The 17,712-nt window shown below is 58.8% G+C and carries 22 protein-coding genes; 14 read left to right on the top strand and 8 right to left on the bottom strand.

Annotated features, from left to right (window positions below; genetic code table 11):
- Positions 1 to 100 precede the first annotated feature (100 nt).
- The 6 genes from CQ050_RS17550 to CQ050_RS17525 all read right to left on the bottom strand — a co-directional run bounded on the left by CQ050_RS17550 (position 101) and on the right by CQ050_RS17525 (position 5,678).
- On the bottom strand, positions 101 to 847 hold the full coding sequence (locus CQ050_RS17550) for an amino acid ABC transporter ATP-binding protein (protein ID WP_105558155.1): 747 nt from the start codon (positions 845 to 847) through the stop codon (positions 101 to 103).
- Positions 848 to 876: 29 nt separating this feature from the next.
- Positions 877 to 2,121, bottom strand: coding sequence for an alpha-hydroxy acid oxidase (locus tag CQ050_RS17545; RefSeq protein ID WP_105558102.1), 1,245 nt, complete (start codon positions 2,119 to 2,121; stop codon positions 877 to 879).
- Positions 2,118 to 2,846, bottom strand: a complete 729-nt coding sequence (locus CQ050_RS17540) for an amino acid ABC transporter permease (RefSeq protein WP_105558101.1) — start codon at positions 2,844 to 2,846, stop codon at positions 2,118 to 2,120. Before CQ050_RS17540 ends, CQ050_RS17545 begins: the two co-directional genes overlap by 4 nt.
- Positions 2,840 to 3,571: an amino acid ABC transporter permease gene (locus CQ050_RS17535; RefSeq protein ID WP_105558100.1), complete on the bottom strand. Its 732-nt coding sequence runs from the start codon at positions 3,569 to 3,571 to the stop codon at positions 2,840 to 2,842. The genes CQ050_RS17540 and CQ050_RS17535 overlap by 7 nt, the downstream gene beginning before the upstream one ends.
- A 37-nt stretch (positions 3,572 to 3,608) precedes the next feature.
- Positions 3,609 to 4,505: an amino acid ABC transporter substrate-binding protein gene (locus CQ050_RS17530; protein ID WP_233214133.1), complete on the bottom strand. Its 897-nt coding sequence runs from the start codon at positions 4,503 to 4,505 to the stop codon at positions 3,609 to 3,611.
- A gap of 69 nt (positions 4,506 to 4,574) precedes the next feature.
- Positions 4,575 to 5,678, bottom strand: coding sequence for an Ldh family oxidoreductase (locus CQ050_RS17525; protein ID WP_158266061.1), 1,104 nt, complete (start codon positions 5,676 to 5,678; stop codon positions 4,575 to 4,577).
- A 219-nt stretch (positions 5,679 to 5,897) separates the two neighbouring features.
- Here CQ050_RS17525 and CQ050_RS17520 point away from each other — a divergent pair, with 219 nt between their 5' ends.
- From CQ050_RS17520 to CQ050_RS17465, 14 genes are all read left to right on the top strand, one after another.
- The gene (locus tag CQ050_RS17520; RefSeq protein ID WP_105558098.1) at positions 5,898 to 6,461 is read left to right on the top strand and encodes a TetR/AcrR family transcriptional regulator; all 564 of its coding nucleotides are present in this window, start codon (positions 5,898 to 5,900) and stop codon (positions 6,459 to 6,461) included.
- A 104-nt stretch (positions 6,462 to 6,565) separates the two neighbouring features.
- The gene (locus CQ050_RS17515) at positions 6,566 to 7,249 is read left to right on the top strand and encodes a DsbA family oxidoreductase (protein WP_105558153.1); all 684 of its coding nucleotides are present in this window, start codon (positions 6,566 to 6,568) and stop codon (positions 7,247 to 7,249) included.
- Between the two features lie 103 nt (positions 7,250 to 7,352).
- A complete protein-coding gene (locus CQ050_RS17510) occupies positions 7,353 to 7,907 on the top strand; it encodes an OsmC family protein (protein ID WP_105558097.1) in 555 nt (184 codons plus the stop codon).
- 73 nt (positions 7,908 to 7,980) lie between these two features.
- Positions 7,981 to 9,102 (top strand): alkene reductase, encoded by a 1,122-nt coding sequence (locus CQ050_RS17505; RefSeq protein ID WP_199196851.1) that lies wholly within the window; start codon positions 7,981 to 7,983, stop codon positions 9,100 to 9,102.
- A gap of 38 nt (positions 9,103 to 9,140) precedes the next feature.
- The gene (gene trxA, locus CQ050_RS17500) at positions 9,141 to 9,461 is read left to right on the top strand and encodes a thioredoxin (protein WP_054457924.1); all 321 of its coding nucleotides are present in this window, start codon (positions 9,141 to 9,143) and stop codon (positions 9,459 to 9,461) included.
- 68 nt (positions 9,462 to 9,529) lie between these two features.
- On the top strand, positions 9,530 to 9,916 hold the full coding sequence (locus CQ050_RS17495; RefSeq protein ID WP_146121049.1) for a co-chaperone YbbN: 387 nt from the start codon (positions 9,530 to 9,532) through the stop codon (positions 9,914 to 9,916).
- Positions 9,917 to 9,997: 81 nt separating this feature from the next.
- Complete coding sequence (locus tag CQ050_RS17490) at positions 9,998 to 10,411, top strand: DUF6632 domain-containing protein (RefSeq protein WP_054457923.1); 414 nt, start codon at positions 9,998 to 10,000, stop codon at positions 10,409 to 10,411.
- A 103-nt stretch (positions 10,412 to 10,514) separates the two neighbouring features.
- Positions 10,515 to 11,477 (top strand): thioredoxin-disulfide reductase, encoded by a 963-nt coding sequence (gene trxB, locus CQ050_RS17485; protein WP_105558094.1) that lies wholly within the window; start codon positions 10,515 to 10,517, stop codon positions 11,475 to 11,477.
- Between the two features lie 302 nt (positions 11,478 to 11,779).
- Complete coding sequence (locus tag CQ050_RS17480) at positions 11,780 to 12,418, top strand: LysE family translocator (protein WP_105558093.1); 639 nt, start codon at positions 11,780 to 11,782, stop codon at positions 12,416 to 12,418.
- A 161-nt stretch (positions 12,419 to 12,579) separates the two neighbouring features.
- Complete coding sequence (locus CQ050_RS17475; RefSeq protein WP_233214132.1) at positions 12,580 to 13,242, top strand: hypothetical protein; 663 nt, start codon at positions 12,580 to 12,582, stop codon at positions 13,240 to 13,242.
- Between the two features lie 23 nt (positions 13,243 to 13,265).
- Positions 13,266 to 13,436 (top strand): hypothetical protein, encoded by a 171-nt coding sequence (locus tag CQ050_RS30865; protein ID WP_158266060.1) that lies wholly within the window; start codon positions 13,266 to 13,268, stop codon positions 13,434 to 13,436.
- 62 nt (positions 13,437 to 13,498) lie between these two features.
- On the top strand, positions 13,499 to 13,669 hold the full coding sequence (locus tag CQ050_RS30860) for a hypothetical protein (RefSeq protein ID WP_158266059.1): 171 nt from the start codon (positions 13,499 to 13,501) through the stop codon (positions 13,667 to 13,669).
- A 40-nt stretch (positions 13,670 to 13,709) separates the two neighbouring features.
- Positions 13,710 to 14,333 carry a hypothetical protein gene (locus CQ050_RS17470; RefSeq protein ID WP_105558091.1) on the top strand — a complete coding sequence of 208 codons (624 nt, stop codon included), beginning with the start codon at positions 13,710 to 13,712 and terminating at the stop codon, positions 14,331 to 14,333.
- A 90-nt stretch (positions 14,334 to 14,423) separates the two neighbouring features.
- Positions 14,424 to 15,995, top strand: coding sequence for an SEL1-like repeat protein (locus tag CQ050_RS17465; protein ID WP_158266058.1), 1,572 nt, complete (start codon positions 14,424 to 14,426; stop codon positions 15,993 to 15,995).
- 201 nt (positions 15,996 to 16,196) lie between these two features.
- On the opposite strand, the gene CQ050_RS17460 is transcribed toward CQ050_RS17465, so the two are convergent.
- Both CQ050_RS17460 and CQ050_RS17455 read right to left on the bottom strand, forming a co-directional pair.
- A complete protein-coding gene (locus tag CQ050_RS17460) occupies positions 16,197 to 16,442 on the bottom strand; it encodes a Rap1a/Tai family immunity protein (protein ID WP_233214148.1) in 246 nt (81 codons plus the stop codon).
- 192 nt (positions 16,443 to 16,634) lie between these two features.
- Positions 16,635 to 17,255 (bottom strand): hypothetical protein, encoded by a 621-nt coding sequence (locus CQ050_RS17455; protein ID WP_105558152.1) that lies wholly within the window; start codon positions 17,253 to 17,255, stop codon positions 16,635 to 16,637.
- Positions 17,256 to 17,712: the final 457 nt, after the last annotated feature.

Here is a 17,712-nt window from a genome sequence, read left to right as displayed (position 1 = left end):
CATGGAAGCGCCCCGGCTCAAACCAAAGATATTTATCTTTCAGCAGTGGCCGGGGCGGTGTGCCAACTTCATAGCCGTACCGAGCACTCGCGTGTCGGCTTTAGTGAGGCAAGATTTGTTCAAGGAACAGGCTTACCCTTTTGTTGCGGGTTCCTGTCGAACTGAAAAAATCGCCCTTACTGCAGTCTTCCAGGATCATGCCGCCGACATCCATAAAGATTATCCGATCGGCAACTCGCCGTGCGAACCCCATTTCGTGGGTGACGACCACCATTGTCATCCCTTCCTGCGCAAGGGTGACCATTACATCGAGAACCTCGTTGACCATTTCCGGATCGAGGGCGGAGGTGGGTTCATCGAAGAGCATCACCACGGGGTCCATGCTCAGTGCACGAGCTATGGCCACGCGTTGTTGTTGACCGCCGGACAACTGGCTGGGGTACTTGTCCTTGTGCTGGATGAGTCCGACGCGATCAAGCATCTTCAGCCCGCGCGTGGTCGCAGTGGCGTTATCGCGCTTAAGCACCTTTTCCTGAGCCAGGGTCAGGTTCTCCACTACCGTCAAATGGGGGAAAAGTTCAAAGTTCTGAAACACCATGCCCACCTTCGAGCGTAGTGCGGAAAGGTCCGTTGACGAGTTCTGCAGACTTACGCCACAGACCGTGATCGTGCCTTCTTGAATAGGCTCCAGCGCGTTGATCGTCTTGATCAACGTCGACTTTCCCGAACCGGACGGGCCGCATACCACGACCACTTCGCCTTTTTCGATAGTGGTGGAGCAACCATTTAGCACACGCGTAGTGCCATACCACTTCGATACGTTTTCAATGCCGATAACCGTCGTCATAGCAGGATAGATCTCATTCCAAATGTCGATCAAACTTGATGGCTGTAGGCACGCAGCGGATACAGTACCGATTTGTCGATGTCACCGACAGACCGGCGGCCAGCAAGCGCCATATCACGTTGGACTTCGTCTTTCAGAAGTTGGATGGCGCGAAGCACACCTTCCCGCCCGCCTACTGACGCTGCATACGCAAAGGGACGGCCAACGAATACAAACTTTGCGCCAAGCGCGAGCGCTTTGATTACGTCCGTGCCTCTGCGCACTCCGCTATCCAGCATGACCGGGATACTGGGACAAGCTGCGACGATGCCGGGAAGCACCCGCAGCGGAGCTGCCGCGCCGTCTAATTGACGGCCACCGTGGTTGGAAACGATGATGCCGTCCGCTCCGCAGGCTGCCGCCATCGCCGCATCGCGAGGATCCAAAAGTCCCTTGACGATCAATTTTCCCTTCCACAGCTCGCGTACCAATTTGATCTGCCTCCAATCGGCGTGCGCGGCGGCGCTCAGGTCTCGTTGTGCAGAGGCCGAGAAAAGTGGCACGCCGCGATGAGCGTGGTTGTTCTCGAAATGTGGCATTCCGTGTGTGAGAAGCGTCCGAAGAAACGTACCTGCCGTCCAACGCGGGTGGGTAATTCCTTGCCATGCCAGGCGTAGACTTGGACGTACAGGCGTTGAAAAGCCCGCTCGCGCATTGTTTTCGCGGTTTCCATTCACGGGACAGTCCACGGTGATGACCAGCGTTTCGTAGCCGGCGGCTCTGACACGCTCTGTGAGGGCCACGATCCCCGCATCCTCACTTGGGAAGAACATCTGGAACCATGCGCGCTGGTTAGCCTGACGCACGTCTTCTAAGGGTATGAGCGAAGCACCGCTAAGCATCATCGGGATGTTCTCGACGGCGGCGGCCGAAGCCAGAGCCGTGTCGCCCCTATAGGCCCAAAGTGCAGCCACTCCCATGGGTGCGATGCCAAAAGGAAGGCTATACCGATGGCCGAGCAGATCTACGCTGGTGTCGACGTTGTCCACACCGACCATAAACCGCGGCACGAGTTCGAAGTCCGAAAAAACGGAACGGTTCGAACGAAGCGACTGGTTCGTTTCGGTGCCTCCGGAGACATACTGGTAGAAGGGCGTAGGCAGATGTCGTTTTGCCGCGAGCTCAAAGTCATCGAGGCTTAGGCAAGACTCTAGTTTGCGGCTATACGCGACTCGGGCGCCTTGCGGCGTCTCCTTGCGATCGACAGTCCCGCTTTGAACATATTGGTGATTCATACGCTTTTCGGCTTCGGAGAAAAAATAGATCGAACGGGGGCTGGCGCGCCGGCAGCGGAAAAGCGTCTTTGCACCAGGCGCGAAAATGAGAAGCAAATGACGAAGTACATCAGGGCTGCTGCGATGTAAGCTTCCACAGGACGCCCAAGGTTGCTGCCCGCGGTCTCGAAGCCCTTGAGCATGTCGTACGCACCGATCGCGTAGACAAGTGACGTGTCCTGGAAAAGGATGATCGTCTGTGTCAATAGCACGGGGTACATGCGTCGGAGCGCCTGCGGCAAGACAATCGCTTGCATCGTTCTCAAGTACGACATACCCAGCGCTTGTCCTGCCTGCCGCTGCCCCGCCGGAACGGAAAGGATGCCCGCGCGTATTACTTCGCAGTACAACGCGGCTTCGAACGCGATGAATGTGATGAACGCCGATCCCTCTGATCGATGCTGAGAGGCGAAACTGCCCAGCGAATCAAACGCCGCTGGCGGCACCAAAAGGAAAAACCACAGCAACACCATCACGAGGGGGATGCTGCGCATCGTGTCGACATAGGTGCCGGCAATGCCAGCCAGAAGCCTTGAGGGTGATAACCGCATCAGCGCCAGCACGATACCGAAGAACAGGCCCCCAATTGCGGCGACCACGGTGAGCGCCACGCTGAAATAGATGCCGGGTAATACATACTCGCTGAAGTACTGCCAGGTAAAAAAGCTCAGATCGATGTTCAGCATCGCGATTCCTTCATGCGACGCGACCCGGACGCCACGCCAGGAACTTCTACTTTGGCCTGAATCATGAGCATCAGCCGGTTGACGATGATTGCGCTGAGGGCATAGAGCCCGGTAACGGCCAAGTAGATTTCAGTGCCTCGTGCCGTTTCTTCTTGCGCCTGCAACGCGAACATCGTCAGTTCCCCAACGGATACCGCGAACGCCACAGACGAGTTCTTGACCACGCTCATCATCTCGGTCGTCAGTACGGGCAGAATGACCCGAAATGAAACCGGCAGGATGACGTACCGGTAGCTTTGGAGCTGCGTCAAACCCAATGCAGTAGCCGCTGACTTCTGTCCAACAGCCACAGCGCGAATCCCGGAGAAAACCTGGGTCGCGATCCGCGATGATGTGTACAGACCGAGCGCAACGATGACGAGAACAAAGCCGGAAGTACGGCGCAGCTCGGGAACCAGAACCGGCATGACCTGGTACCACAGGAAAACCTGGAGAATGAGCGGGATATTCCTGAATAGTTCGATCCATGCCTGGCTCACCCCGGCCCACAAGCGATTCTGGACGCTGCGCAAGATGCCCACAATTGTCCCGATCACCAGCGCGATCCCCATGGCGCATACCGCCACGGAAATCGTCCAACCCCAAGCCGAAAGCAACCACTGGAGATACGATCCGTAGTTGCCGCCGGGGTCTTTTAAAAATACTTCCCAATGCCACGCTTGCATGATTCACCTTGCCTTTACATGGATCTCATTGCTGAAATCACTTGGCGACGTAAGATTCGGCAGGGCGATCGTTGGGTTGTTCGTAAGCCGCTCGCGTAGCCGGACTCATTGGAAGATTGATGGCGGTATTGCGCGGCGGAATTGGGCTCATGAACCAACGGTTGTAGAGCTTCTCCATGTCGCCGGACTTCATCGACGCAGCAACATAAGTGTTCAGGGCATTCTTGATTTCGGGGTCATCCTTGCGAACCATCAGGGCTAGGGGTTCGGTGCTGAGCGGACTGCCGACGATTTCGTACAGTTCCGGCTTGGCCATGTTCGCAATGTTGCCGGCCAAGGTGTTGTCGTCCATCACGTACGCGTCCGCACGCCCGGACTGCAACAACAGAAACCCTTCTGCGTGGTCTTTGGTCAAAACCAGGTTCATGTCGAGGTTCTTGCTGCTATTAAGCGCTCGAAGGTTCTGCACGACGGTAGTGCCAACCGACGTTGCGACGGTCTTACCCTTGAGATCTTCGACGGCCTTGATGCCCGATTCCTTTTTAACTGCGTATCGGACAAGTGATACGTAGTCCGTGTAGGAAAATGCCACCTGTTCCGCTCGCGCTTCGGTGTTCGTGGCCGCATCGCACACGATGTCGACGGTGCCGTTCTGAAGAAGTGGGATGCGGTTCTGGGCAGTAACACTCATGTAGCGGACCTTTACGCCGGGCAGCGCGCTGGCGACGAACTTCTCGCACAGCTCCGTTTGCATTCCGGTGTATCCGCTGCCCACTCGGTAGGTCATGGGTATTGTGTTTTCCTTTACCCCAAGCACGATGAAACCAGCCGTCTTGGCTTTGGAAAGCGTGTCGGCAGACTGCGCGTACGAGACCGGGCCAACCATAAGCGTCGCGAGGGCGAAGCCAACGAGTTTCTTGTTGATGGATTTCATATTTTTCCCCTGTTTATCTGCGTCACCGCAGGTAGTCCTGGTGCATGCACCAGGTTGGAACAACGACACTCACAACACGATGTTGAGTCGGCTTCCGAGCGTTACCAGCCGATCAAGTTCTAACGATGAGTACTCAATGCCGTCGCTCGAAGCGGTAGCTTCGCTTTCGACTTCAGGCTGACCGGGCCATCGGACTTTGTCGACGCCTGCGGCAGGTGGGCAATCTTCGATCTTGGTCTGAAGAGAGAGCGCTTGCGAAAAATATGCCGATTGGTCGGTGAAGCGGCTCAGGTCGACAGCAATGACGAACCAGTTAAGTTCATGGGGAGTGCCTAGGACGGCCTCTCCGAATAGTTCGGCAATAAGTGCCATGGCTGATCCCTTCTGCTCTCCTGACGTCAGCAATGCGCCACCGTCATACAAGTCCTCAGGATTCACGGACGGCTTGCCGGTCTTGTCGATAATCCAGCCCGCTGGCAACGGCTTTTGATTCGTGCGATAGACCAGCACCTTGCCCTGCGCCGTTGCTGCGGTGGCGAAGTCAGCGCTTGCCATGCTGTCTTTCGTCATCGGCAAGCTAAAGGCGTACGGGTTTGTATCGAACACCCCTTTGGCGCCGCCATGCGGGGCGACCTCGTGCAAGTGCCGATTCGCACCGCCGCCGAAGACCATGCCCCACATGAACCGGCGCGCCAGTGCTTCGCTGAACGCGCCGATTCTTCCGGTATGTGCGCAGTTGACCAACGCTCCAGCGGCGACTCCATTTTCCCGGGCTACTTTCTCAAGCTCGGGTACCATGGCGTCCAATGCAACAATCCCCCAGTTCCTGTTTGCATCGACATGGAGCATCCCAGGCGCGACCTGGCGAATATCTATCGGAGCCTTGTTGTCGATGTAGCCACTTTCAATCTGCTCGGCATAGCGCACGAGGCGAATCATTCCGTGCGATCGCACATTCTTCATGTCCGCCTCCACCAAGTGAGACGAGATGGTGCGTGCAGTCGACTCTGGAGTGTCCAGGGCCAATAGGACATTTGTGCAGAATTGACGTGCGCGGTCCGGCTGTACTTTCATGATTGCTCCAACGCTGAATCCAAATATCAAAGGCGCCTCATTGGCAAGTACGGGCGCCGATGTGGGCGCGCTTGGCCGCAGGTCGTCGAACTGCGACATAAGCCGGCCGTCAGGACCGCGCTGCATCTGTTGCGCTGATGAAATTATTGGATCATGTACAGAATGCGCAGCTCTTCAAAGAATGCTGGTGTGCTATGAATTATTTGCGGGTCACATCAGACGCTGGGACGAGCCGTGGTTTTCCACCCACTAGGTGTTGACAGCCTACCAACTGGTAGGTAGAATTCAAAAAATGCTAAGACCGGAAAAGGAAAGGATATGGCTACCGGCACACGAGAGGCTTTGCTTCAGACCGCCGAAACCCTGATGCGTACCCGAGGCTATACCGCGTTCAGCTACGCTGATCTTGCTGACGCGGTAGGCATTCGCAAGGCGAGCATCCACCATCATTTCCCCACTAAGGAAGAACTGGGCGAAGTGATCGTCGAGACCTACATTGCCCGCGTAAGCACCGAGCTCGAACGAATACAGACTCAGCATCGCCACGTCATGGGCCGTCTGGAGAGCTTTTTTCAAATTTTCAGGTCCAGTACCGATGGCGGCCTGCTACCTCTTTGCGGGGCGCTTGCGGCCGAGGTGTCTGCATTGCCGCCGAATCTGCAGCGGCTGACGCATCAGTTCTTTGACATGCAGTTGACTTGGCTGACCAGGATACTGAAGGAGGGCATCAATCTTGGAGAAATTCCGCAGGGCAGCGGAGCCAAGGAAAAGGCGTTTCTACTGCTGAGCCTTCTGGAAGGTTCCTGCTTCATCAACTGGGCCACCAGGGAAGACGCGCCGCTGAACATAAGTGTGATTCAAGTGATAGCCCAACACGCTTGAGAATGCTGCGTCGACCCCAGGAGGGATAAATGCAGCCCTTTTTTTTAACCTATAAGCCTACCTACTACATGGTAGGGTTGTCGGTTGGTAAGACGGAGATATCAATGAAAGCTGTGAACGTGGAAGTATGGTCTGACTTTGTATGTCCGTGGTGCTGGATTGCAAAAAAGCGTTTTGAAAAGGCGGTTGTGTCGTTGGCCGGCCAGGTCCAGGTCGTGGTGAGCCACCGTGCCTACCGTCTTGCCAAGGACGTGCTTCCGATGGACTACAAGACCGCCCTGCAGCAGAAGCTTGGCGGCGCCGCTGCTGCGCATCGGATGATGGAGGCGGTCAGCGCCAATGGTCTTATGGAAGGCCTCGTCTACAACTTCGACGCCATGCGTTTTGGAGACACGACTAAAGCGCATGCACTGCTCAAGAACATTGGCGATCCACTACTCGCGCAGCGGTTGATGGAGCGCCTGTACAAGGCTGGAACAACAGACGGACTCGATATTTTTGATCGGGATGTGCTGATTTCGTTGGCCAAAGAAGTTGGCGTTACCGACACGTCATTCGACCTCGAATCCGCTCGTATCGCCGCCGAAATTCAACTTGACGAGAGTAGGGCGAGCCGCATTGCCAATGGTGTTCCGTTGTTTCTATTCAACGACAGCGCCTTTGTGTCCGGTGCGCGAGACGTCAGTGTTTTCGAGCGAGCAATTCTAGATGCCGCGCGCGAGGCGCCCGAAGAAATTACCGGTGTTGCAGAAGGTGGGAGCTGCGGCATTGATGGCTGTTCCTACTAATTCACCACTTGAACTTATCGCATCAATCAACTGGATCAAACGGCGCCATCCGGCACCGCGCGACCTCTTGCGTACATACGCGTAATCAGAAAGGAATATTGAAATGACCAACATGCCCAATGGTATCGATGTCGCCGCGCTTCAGCAGTTCGCAAAAGGCATAGCCGAGGACGCTTCCAAGCGGAATGCCCGCTTCAACGTCAAGACGAAATGGGCCGGCCAGACCCGCTCGGTCGCAACGGTAAGCCACTATTCGCTCAGTGGAGTGAAGTACGAACGCAACTTCGAAATCGCGGCTGATGAACCGAACGAATTGCTCGGTCAGAACTCCGCGCCTAATCCGCAAGAACTGTTGATGGCAGCGCTTAATGCCTGCTTGACGGTCGGCTACGTGGTCAACGCCGCGGCGATGGGAATCACGCTGCACAGCCTGGAGATTGAGACCGAAGGCGAGCTGGATCTGCGCGGGTTCCTCGGGTTAGACGAAACCGTGAACCCCGGCTACGACGAAGTGAGCTATGTCGTTCGCCTGCACGCCGACGCCCCGCGCGAACGCCTGGAGGAACTTCACGATGTGGTGAGCAAGACGTCGGTAAACCGCGCCAACTTCTCCAAGGCCATTCGAGTCGTCTCCACGCTGGAAGTCTTGGAAGGCTAAGGCCGGACTGCATCACACACGCATTGCAACTAGCAGCTCCGAACGGGGTTGCATCCCAATCGAGAAACGCATCATGAGCAAACTTTTTACCCCCTACGATCTCTCCGGTCTGCAACTGGCCAACCGTGTCGTCATGGCGCCGATGACACGGACTCGGACGCCCGAGAACATCCCTGATGACCTGACTGCTCTCTACTACGCGCAGCGCGCGTCGGCGGGCTTGATTATTACGGAAGGTCTGCCAGTTTCCGAGGAAGGCCGCGGCTATTTGTATACGCCCGGCTTGTACACCGACGAGCAGGTCCAAGGATGGCGGAAGGTGACTGACGCTGTGCATGAGAAGGGCGGCAAGATCTTCGCTCAGCTTTGGCACGTAGGCCGTCTGTCTCACTATTCCACTCAGCCGGGAAATGGCGCGCCGGTGTCTTCAGGCGAGGTGCCGGCGACGTCGACCATGGTTTATGCATGGGTAGAGCCGGGCAAAGAAGGTCCGGTTTTGCCTAGCAAGCCGCGCGCGCTTTCCACAGACGAAGTGGGTCGCGTCATCCAGGACTTTGTTGCCTCTGCTCGATGCGCCATGGATGCTGGCTTTGATGGGGTCGAAGTGATGGCGGCCAACGCGTTCTTGTTTGATCAGTTCCTGAGTAGTGCAATGAACACCCGCACCGATAAATACGGAGGCTCCATCGCCAATCGCCAACGCTTCTTGCTGGAGACGCTTGATGCGCTGGCGGACGAGATCGGCGGTGAAAAGGTGGGTGTGCGTGTCTCACCGTTCGGCCGTATCTATGACATGGAGGCCTTTGAAGGCGAGGAAGAAGCGTGGGCCAGCATGGCTGCAGCTTTGAACGATAGAACTTTGGCATTTGTCCACCTGAACTATCAGACGACTATTTCGGCCGCGGGCACGCCCGCTGGCTTTGGTGCCGCCTTCCGTAAGGCGTACCAGGGCACTCTGATCGGCGCTGGTGGTTTTACCAAGGATCTGGCCGACGCTGAGCTTGCAAAAGGAGAGCTTGATTTGATCGCGTTCGGCACGGCATACATCGCTAACCCCGATCTGGTGGAGCGCATGAAGAACGGGTGGCCACTCGCAGAGGCTGACCGGTCCACGTTCTACGGGGTGATTGGAGCCAAGGGCTACACCGATTACCCGACTTTCGAGTCCAGCGGAAGTCTCGCTGCAATCAACTAATCAGTGCATTAAGCAATCGCGTTTTATGGAGGTTCCAAATGGCTACCCGTAACACCACCACTAGTGATTTCGAAGTTGATGTCATTCAGAGCAAGACGCCGGTCTTGGTCGATTTCTGGGCGCCTTGGTGTCCGCCTTGCCGAGCCATCGCCCCTTCATTGGAGGAGCTTTCCGACGAACTCGCTGGCAAGCTGCAGGTGGTCAAGGTTGACATCGACGAGCATCCCGAACTGGCGCGGCGATATGGCGTACGGTCCATCCCGGCATTAAAGGTTTTCGTGGACGGGAATGTCGCCAAGGAGCTCCTCGGAGCGATGCCGAAGCAGGCGTTGCGTGCGGAACTGGCTGCATTCGTATAAGACGCGTTAGTCACATAGCCAAGCGGCCGGCCTCAGCGAGGCCAGCTGCCAGTTGAAAAGGTGAGGCGATGAACATGACCGTGCCATCTTGGGTCGGGAAAGTAGAGGAGCTGGATGCCACGGCATTTAACCGTTTGGCACGCTCGAGCAACGTTCCGATTCTGCTTTACATCGGAGCGCCGTGGTGCCCCCCGTGCACGACGATGGGGCCCGCAGTTGAAAAGGCTGCTGAAGATTTTGGCGGGCACGTTCGAGTTGTGAAAGTCAATGCTGCCACGGATTCCCAACTGCTGAACTCGTTGAAGGTCGCAGCTGTGCCAATGATCGTGTTGTATGGCGAGTACGGCCGGGAGCTTGGCCGGTACCTGGGAAATTTGTCCGCACGTGAGATCTCACGCTGGGTGCGGACAAAGTTCAGTCAGGAGCAGCAAGAGGCTTACGCCTTGGTGTCGTAGGCGTAATCGGGCGTATGCCCTGCCGCGTGAATGGATCTTAAAACCCGAGTGAGTTAATACGCTCGGCTACCGGAGAAAAAAATGTCGACGTCCCGTTTGAAACTTCTGAAGATCGCCCTTCTTGTTATCGGGGTCATATTTTGCTTGATTTATCCGCTGGCGGTCGTATGGCCGTCGGGATGGATGTGGCATGAAGGGCCGCCTGCCTCTTCTCACTACTTCATGATGATTGTGGGCATGTACGCAACGCTCGGGGTGTTGCTGATCCGCGCTTCACGCGATCCGATGGCGAATCGGTCGCTGATCGACTTCGCGATATGGTCGAGTGTCGTGCACGGCTTGATCATGGCGGTTCAGTCCTACAGCCCTGGTTCGCACATGGGGCATATGTTGGGTGACGTGCCCGCGCTGTTGCTAGTTGCGATCGTGCTGGGCGCGTTGACCTATACCGGTGGTGCGAGGACTGATAGGGGGGGAAGCGGCCGTCCCGGCTGATTGCCTGGGCGGTTCATGGGTTGCGGGGCTGATCCGTCAGAAACGCCGATTGGAAACGGACTGGCCCCTTGCGCAAATACGAACTCAGGCAAAAGGACTCATCATGAATGACGGTATGAAGAACCATCGGAAGCTGATTATTTTGGGCTCGGGTCCCGCAGGCTGGACTGCTGCGGTCTACGCGGCCCGTGCCAACCTGAAGCCGCTGCTGATTACGGGCTTGCAGCCGGGCGGGCAGCTGACGACCACCACCGAGGTCGACAATTGGCCTGGCGATATGCATGGCCTGACGGGGCCGGATCTGATGGCCCGTATGCAAAGCCATGCTGAGCGCTTTGAGACCGAGGTGGTCTTTGACCACATCCATACCGCGGATTTGGCACAGCGCCCGTTCACGCTTACAGGCGACAGCGGCGAGTACACCGCTGATGCGCTGATCATATCTACCGGCGCGACCGCCAAGTATCTGGGCATTCCGTCGGAGGAGGCATTCATGGGGCGCGGCGTTTCAGCCTGCGCAACGTGCGATGGCTTCTTCTATCGCGGCGAAGACGTAGTCGTGGTGGGTGGTGGCAACACCGCCGTCGAGGAGGCGCTGTACCTGTCAAACATCGCCCGCAAGGTCTATTTGGTACACCGCCGCGATAGGCTCAAGGCGGAGAAGATCACGCAGGACAAACTACTCACGAAGGTGGCGGAAGGCACGATCGAGATGGTGTGGAACCATGAGGTTTGCGAAGTGCTGGGCAACGATGCGGGCGTGACGGGAGTTCGCGTCAAATCCGTCCAGGATGGCAGTACCCGCGATATCGACGCCCATGGGTTCTTTGTGGCGGTTGGCCACAGTCCTAATACCAGCTTGTTCGACGGCCAATTGGCGATGAACAACGGATACTTGGAAATCAGCTCTGGCCTGCGCGGCAATGCGACTCAGACATCCATTGAGGGCGTCTTCGCCGCTGGGGACGTGGCCGACCAGCACTACCGTCAGGCGATTACCTCCGCCGGCTTCGGGTCGATGGCGGCGTTGGATGCCGAGCGGTTTCTGGATGGTCATTCAGCATAGATGATTGGCCGGAATATGCCATGGTGGTAATGGGCGGCGCAGCGGCGCCCGCCAACTATCATGGCCCGGCAAGCATCGAGTTCGGCGAGAGAGGTGGTCGCGTTCATCGTGTATCCCGTGCCAGGTTGCACTTAGCGGGCTCGGCCACCCGTTAGGAATGACCGTTGTCGACCCGAAGCTGACCTTGCAACTTGCGCCTGCAAGACAGGTGCAAGGCATCCTATATGCAAGTACCCTGCAGGATGATTCCTTGTAAATTGAAGTGGTGTAACGATAATTGTCACCTCACATTTGGAGTTCGTATGCTTCCCGACATGCCTTTGCTCCTGGCTTTTGTGGGCGCTAGCCTGATGTTGGCTATCACCCCCGGACCCGCGGTCGTCTACATCGTGGCCCGTACTTTGGCGCAGGGTCGCGCATGCGGTCTTGCATCTGTACTGGGCGTCGCGCTTGGCAATCTCTCCAATGCATTGGGAGCCGCGCTCGGGCTGGCCGCCGTATTTGCCGTGTCATCAGCCGCTTTTACCACCGTGAAATGGGCCGGCGCCGCCTACCTCGTGTATCTGGGGATCCGGATGTGGAGGACGGCGTTGCCAGTCACCGACGCAACGCCACAGGTGCTGGCGCAGCCGTTGCGGCGCGTCTTTCGAGATGGCTTCATGGTCGCGCTGCTGAACCCGAAAACCACCTTGTTCTTCGCCGCCTTCCTGCCGCAGTTCATGGACGCTCACGGCAACCCACTGATGCAGACCGTTGCGCTCGGGGGTGTTTTCGTGGGGATCGCGTGCTGCACCGACGTCCTTTACGTGCTAATGGCAAGTCTCGTCGCTCCGCGCCTAAGACGGGCTGCATGGAGCGGTCGCTGGGGTAACCGGCTCGCGGGAACATCATTTATCGGTTTGGGCGTGCTCACGGCCATGGGCACGCGCCCGGCGCGCTGACGCTCTCTCATCTGCGCCGAACGGCGGCTTCTGGCCGAAACCGCTGCAAAGGTGGTGGCGCAAGCCTTGGGAACGGCTTATCCGTGCACACAATAGGCGCCGGATGTTCGCCGGTTCGCATGGGCCCGAGCGCGGAGGGGGCAGCAGCCTCGGGCCGTGCCATGCCGGTTAATGACTACGTAGGGATTGAGATGGCCGCAGAAAGCGACTGGACTGTTTTTCCCGGCAAGGGGCTGGGGAAACTCAAATTCGGCATGTCCGCGGCGCAGGTGAATGCGCTGTCCGGCACGTACGGCGCCGTTACCGTGCGTGGCAACAATAGAGTTTCGGATGATCTCCTGCGCGACACGCTGGAGAAGTTCGGCGACGCGATGAGCGACGAGGAAAAGCAGGCGTTCATCAGCGTCTATACGCAAAGCGGCCCTTCCGCTGACAGCGTGACCGAAACGCGCGGCAATCCGGGCCTCATACTGGGATACCAGGCTGAGCGTCTGGCCGAAATCATGCCGGCCCAGAATCAGCGTCCGCTATTTCTTGATGGCAAGGACGTACTGTCGCTCGGCGCGCGGGAGGCGTTAGCGTTGCTTGAGCGCTTGAACGGTGGCCCCGGGCGCTACGCCGCCACAGAGGCGGCCTTCGACAAACTTGCCATGTCGGTGGAGGGCTTCTGCATCGCCGATCCGATTACCGGCGTGCGCATGCTGGACGAGGCCGATGAGCGTTTCGCGGGGCGCACCATGACCTTGCGGGCCGAGCCCTACCTGCCTGAAGGCGAGATGGACCGGTTCGTCATCCATTCGGTCCTGAAGACTGCAATATCATAGATACCCCATCCGAGGAAACCGACATGACATCGCAGCCACAACGCTTCCTGGATCATCTCGCCGCTCATGGCTGGACGGTGTTGCGGACCACGCCCACCTCGACGCCAGCGGCCGCGCCGGGCGAAGCGTACGGCTATGGCGCTTTCCTGGCGAAACTCACCGGATTGCACAACGCGATCCAGACGCGCCGGTAATTACCACCGCTCGCGTCCACCGCGCCAACGGCGCCCGACCGGAAGAGGGAGTATCGCCGGACATGCTGCTCGACAATGCCAGTCGGCGGATCACGGTGCGCGCCGACCTTGCGGCCGATTTCAACAGCACCCTGGCACAACGAATGCGTACGACGGTGACGAGCGCGCCGGTCGGCGCCGACGTGGCCTTGGTGGCGGCGCTGGCTGCCTTGACAGCCGTGGCTGGCGATTAGGGCCGGCGCACGCCTCGACCTAGATGAAAGGAGCGATTCGATGAATATTGAGCAGATTCCACCAGACTATGTGCCGCTTTCCGTGCCGGGCCTGCCTGCGCTCTATGGGCAGAAAAAAGGCTGGCGCGTATGGCTGACGGCGTTGCCGCTTCCCGCCACGTCGCGATTGCGCGGCGTCGACTCCCTCGCGCCATCCAAGGGCTACGCCCGCGATGACCGCATTGCGGAACCTGGCGAGGTCATCGCCTTGTTCGAGAACGACGATGGCACCGGCGAACGGCCGGAGCTGATGATGACTGCGGCGGCCCAATGGTTGTTGGCCCACGACGCGGCGTTCTACCGGGCGGTGATGGACGCGATGCTGGCGGATTTGCCACGCCTGCGTGCCGAGCAGGAGGGCATCGTGTTAAGCGATGACGCCTTCCGCTTGCCTCGGCATTGGGACGAGGACATCGTGCGAAAGCTGGTCCGTCTGAATAGCATTACGTTTCATCCCGTCGACGGCGCGCCTTATATCGGCCTGGATTTCCGCTGTGCCTGGGATGAGGAGCACGGCTATGGATTGATGATGGCCGGCATCGAAGTCGTGGAGTCTGGAGGTGCCGACTCCGGGACATTGTCATGGATTGCCGCGCGCCACGCAGAGTCCCGAGGGCCCGGATAATTGCGTCCCGCCTGTGGTTCACGCTTCCGGCGCGGCGCAATGCCAAGCGTCCTTCCGCATTGCCTGTGGCCAGCATTTTCAGGAGATGGTATGGCTTTGAGTTTACCGGTTCGTTCAATCGCCAACATGGCTGGCAGGCTCAGCTGGCGGCAGCGACATCCTGGCCGCGCGACGCGATTTCGGGCTGCGGTGTTGTTCTTGGCATTGTGCTGCGCACCAATGGCTGTTCGGGCGCAAGACAGCCAGGACGATCGATTCAAGCAGGGCTATGCGGACTACAGCGCCGGCGACTACGGCAATGCGCGGGAAAAGTGGCGCCCCTTGGCCGAAGCGGGCCATGCCAAGGCCCAATATGGCTTGGGCCTCATGTACGCGAATGCGCAGGGTGGGGAAAAAGACGACGCGCTCACAGTATCGTGGCTTCGCCGTGCTGCCGAGCAGGGCGAAGCAGGCGCGCAGTTCAATCTGGGCGTCATGTATGCCAACGGCCGCGGCGTGCCGCAGGACGACGCGCTCGCCGCGCAATGGTGCGAGAAGGCCGCCGTCCAAGGCAATGCCGAAGCGCAAACCATGCTTGGCCAGATGTACGCTCGCGGCCACGGGGTGGCGCGCCGGGATGACCTGGCGTTGCAGTGGTGGAGCAAGGCCGCAGCGCAGGGCAATGCCGAAGCGCAATACCAGCTGGGCGACCATTTTTTCGACGGTCCGTCCACGCAGCGGGACGGTGCCCAGGCCATGCACTGGTTCGCCTTGGCGGCGGCCCAAGGTCATGCGGAGGCGCAGAACAACCTGGGCGCCATCTACGCGCACGGACTCGCCACGGCGCCGGATGCCGGTAAGGCGGTCGAGTGGTTTGGCCGCGCCGCAGAACAGGGGCTGGCCAAGGCGCAGAACAATCTCGGCGCGATGTATTTCACCGGCACCGGCGTCCCCCAGGACGATGCGCTCGCCGTGCAGTGGTGGCGCAAGGCCGCCGACCAGGGAAACGCTGCCGCGCAGGATCGGATGGGTGGGGCGTACCTTTCCGGCCGTGGCGTGCCCCAGGATGATTCGCAGGCGGCGCAGTGGCTGCGCAAGGCCGCGGATCAGGGCCATGCGCCGGCCCAGGACACGCTGGGCACGCTATATCAGCAAGGACGAGGCGTGCCGAAGGACGAGTCGCAAGCCGTGCAGTGGTTCCGCCGGGCGGCCGATCAAGGGCTTGAGACGGCGCAGTACAACCTGGCGCAGCAATACGACTTCGGGCGCGGCGTGCCGCGCAGTATTGCATCGGCTCGGGACTGGTACACGAAGGCCGCCCACCAGGGCTACCCACGGGCACAGTTCAATCTTGCCGTGATGTATGCCAACGGCGACGACGTGGCGCAGGACGATGCAAAGGCCGTGCGCCTGATGCGCCAGGCGGCCACGCAGGGCCACCGCTTGGCGACGTTCAGCCTTGGGGTTATGTATGCCGAAGGACGCGGCGTGGCGCGCAACTTGGCGACCGCCTTCGCATTGATCAGCGTCGTTCCCTCGCCGGACGAGGAGATGATGCAGTATCGCGATAGGCTCGCCACCGACATGGCACCCTCTCAACGTGACCATGCGGTGCAACTTGTCAATACGTTGCTCACCGCTGGGGTCACCGAAGAGACACTACGACGCGCGGATGGCCAGTGACTTTGACACGGCGCTGATCGCATCGAATTGACAAGCTCGGTCTGGCTTTGCCGCAATTGCAATACGGAGCGGGCGCGCCGGGCTTTTGCGCGCGCCGATGTCAGCAGCCGCTCGGAATCATCGACAGTTACCGTGCGACAGAACGCACGCACTCATTCCGGTCTTAGTTCAGCCGGGTGGGCCGTATTGGCGGGGATGACTCTACCGGCAAGCGAAAGACTGATGGAGTGCCTCGCTTACTAGCGGGCCGGCATTTTCCTCGAGACGGCTGGCTTGCAGCGTGGACAAGTAGCTGTACACCCTGTCCTTCAATTCGTGAGGAAGGACGCCTGTGGGGGGGCACCAGACCGTGCCCTGTGTCTGGTCGGCGATGCCGACGACGTAGGCCTGCGCATAGGAGGAAGCAAATTGGCGGCGAAGCGATGCCTCTCGGAGCTCCGAGGGCATCCGGCCTTCAAGGGCCGCGGCCAGCTCGGCACCAGTAAAGTGCCAGGTCCTGGTTCCCTGCGCCTGGCAGACCGAGCAAGCGGACAGCATGATAACCAGTGGCAGTAATCGCATTGGAAATTTTACCTCTTTGGCCCGCCTGGCGGCCCTGTCGTGTGCACTCTGTTGTCCCTGCTGGACGCAGGTCTGGTCTCAAAGATGGTCGAGTTGATTGCGCGGGTGGAACTCCGGATCCTCTTTGCCTTCCAGCATCGCGTCCACCATGGCCTCGAATGCGCGAGCGGCTTGGCCGAGTTCTTCGGACGCCAGGAATACGGAGCCGCCGTTTCCGGCGAGTTCCAGCGCAGCCACCGTTTCTCGTTCGTCTTCCTCGCCCCAGAGATAGTCGTGAACCACTGCAAGGCCACGACCATCCGCCTCGAAAAAATCGGCCGCTCCGCGCGCTATCGAAAAAAAGACGATGAGGTCGTAGAGGTTTTCGGAATAGGTCAGCGAGCCTGCAACGAAGCACGTTCCTGTACGATCGTAGGCCGCAACTTTGATGTTCTCGGCCTCTGCGGATTTCAGGATGGCCCCCAGCGCCGCGCGGTTGTCCGGATGGCGAGCCAGCATGGCGTCGCATTCCGAAATGAGCGTGCCCAGATCCTGACTGCTGGAGGCAGCCAGATCCTTGCCTTCGGAGAGATACCACTGGCCGCCGATGGAACGCCAGTCCGACCATCTTGATGCCGCCGGCGCCGGGGCAGCGAGCCATCTGGCAAGATTCTCGCGGGACATCTGGAGGTTGAGAAAGGCCGAATAGGGTTCGGACATGGTAGCCATCGATTCTCAGGTTCTGATCAACGTTGCTTTTACCAAATAAGGGCTGTCAGGCCAACTCTCGACAAGGTTCGTTCAGTTGAGAGGCCGGTAGCGAGCAGATAGCTGCGACTTTGGAAGGGGTCAAGGCAATGACCGTAATAAAGGTGCAATTGCTACGGCTGCGTCGTCAGCACGGCCTGCCGCACGATGTCGTAGACCGACAGGCCCGGGAGGCGCGAGAAGAAGGAGCTTCTATCAGCAGAAGGTTTCCATGCCGACCACAGTGTCAGCACGGAAAGCTGGCCATTCTTTCATGCGACGAGCGCCTCAATGGCGCCGGTTCGCGTTCTCAGATGTCTACTCGTACGAACGCTTTCGTTGAAGGGCGGCAACCCTCGACCCGTTGCCGACAATACGGGATTGACGAATATGGACGCATGCACACAGTGGCCGTAGTCAGTGAGCGTCC

This window comes from Achromobacter sp. MYb9 (assembly GCF_002975275.1).
GTDB lineage: Bacteria > Pseudomonadota > Gammaproteobacteria > Burkholderiales > Burkholderiaceae_B > Achromobacter.
The sequence above is the reverse complement of the archived record's forward strand: the minus strand, read 5'-3'. Positions and strand labels throughout refer to the sequence as shown.

Bases quoted from the DNA above. Each gene is read 5' to 3' on its own strand.
- CQ050_RS17550 (WP_105558155.1), bottom strand. From the start codon at position 847: ATGACGACGGTTATCGGCATTGAAAACGTATCGAAGTGGTATGGCACT.
- CQ050_RS17545 (WP_105558102.1), bottom strand. From the start codon at position 2,121: ATGAATCACCAATATGTTCAAAGCGGGACTGTCGATCGCAAGGAGACG.
- CQ050_RS17540 (WP_105558101.1), bottom strand. From the start codon at position 2,846: ATGCTGAACATCGATCTGAGCTTTTTTACCTGGCAGTACTTCAGCGAG.
- CQ050_RS17535 (WP_105558100.1), bottom strand. From the start codon at position 3,571: ATGCAAGCGTGGCATTGGGAAGTATTTTTAAAAGACCCCGGCGGCAAC.
- CQ050_RS17530 (WP_233214133.1), bottom strand. From the start codon at position 4,505: ATGAAATCCATCAACAAGAAACTCGTTGGCTTCGCCCTCGCGACGCTT.
- CQ050_RS17525 (WP_158266061.1), bottom strand. From the start codon at position 5,678: ATGTCGCAGTTCGACGACCTGCGGCCAAGCGCGCCCACATCGGCGCCC.
- CQ050_RS17520 (WP_105558098.1), top strand. From the start codon at position 5,898: ATGGCTACCGGCACACGAGAGGCTTTGCTTCAGACCGCCGAAACCCTG.
- CQ050_RS17515 (WP_105558153.1), top strand. From the start codon at position 6,566: ATGAAAGCTGTGAACGTGGAAGTATGGTCTGACTTTGTATGTCCGTGG.
- CQ050_RS17510 (WP_105558097.1), top strand. From the start codon at position 7,353: ATGACCAACATGCCCAATGGTATCGATGTCGCCGCGCTTCAGCAGTTC.
- CQ050_RS17505 (WP_199196851.1), top strand. From the start codon at position 7,981: ATGAGCAAACTTTTTACCCCCTACGATCTCTCCGGTCTGCAACTGGCC.
- trxA (WP_054457924.1), top strand. From the start codon at position 9,141: ATGGCTACCCGTAACACCACCACTAGTGATTTCGAAGTTGATGTCATT.
- CQ050_RS17495 (WP_146121049.1), top strand. From the start codon at position 9,530: ATGAACATGACCGTGCCATCTTGGGTCGGGAAAGTAGAGGAGCTGGAT.
- CQ050_RS17490 (WP_054457923.1), top strand. From the start codon at position 9,998: ATGTCGACGTCCCGTTTGAAACTTCTGAAGATCGCCCTTCTTGTTATC.
- trxB (WP_105558094.1), top strand. From the start codon at position 10,515: ATGAATGACGGTATGAAGAACCATCGGAAGCTGATTATTTTGGGCTCG.
- CQ050_RS17480 (WP_105558093.1), top strand. From the start codon at position 11,780: ATGCTTCCCGACATGCCTTTGCTCCTGGCTTTTGTGGGCGCTAGCCTG.
- CQ050_RS17475 (WP_233214132.1), top strand. From the start codon at position 12,580: ATGCCGGTTAATGACTACGTAGGGATTGAGATGGCCGCAGAAAGCGAC.
- CQ050_RS30865 (WP_158266060.1), top strand. From the start codon at position 13,266: ATGACATCGCAGCCACAACGCTTCCTGGATCATCTCGCCGCTCATGGC.
- CQ050_RS30860 (WP_158266059.1), top strand. From the start codon at position 13,499: ATGCTGCTCGACAATGCCAGTCGGCGGATCACGGTGCGCGCCGACCTT.
- CQ050_RS17470 (WP_105558091.1), top strand. From the start codon at position 13,710: ATGAATATTGAGCAGATTCCACCAGACTATGTGCCGCTTTCCGTGCCG.
- CQ050_RS17465 (WP_158266058.1), top strand. From the start codon at position 14,424: ATGGCTTTGAGTTTACCGGTTCGTTCAATCGCCAACATGGCTGGCAGG.
- CQ050_RS17460 (WP_233214148.1), bottom strand. From the start codon at position 16,442: ATGCCCTCGGAGCTCCGAGAGGCATCGCTTCGCCGCCAATTTGCTTCC.
- CQ050_RS17455 (WP_105558152.1), bottom strand. From the start codon at position 17,255: ATGTCCGAACCCTATTCGGCCTTTCTCAACCTCCAGATGTCCCGCGAG.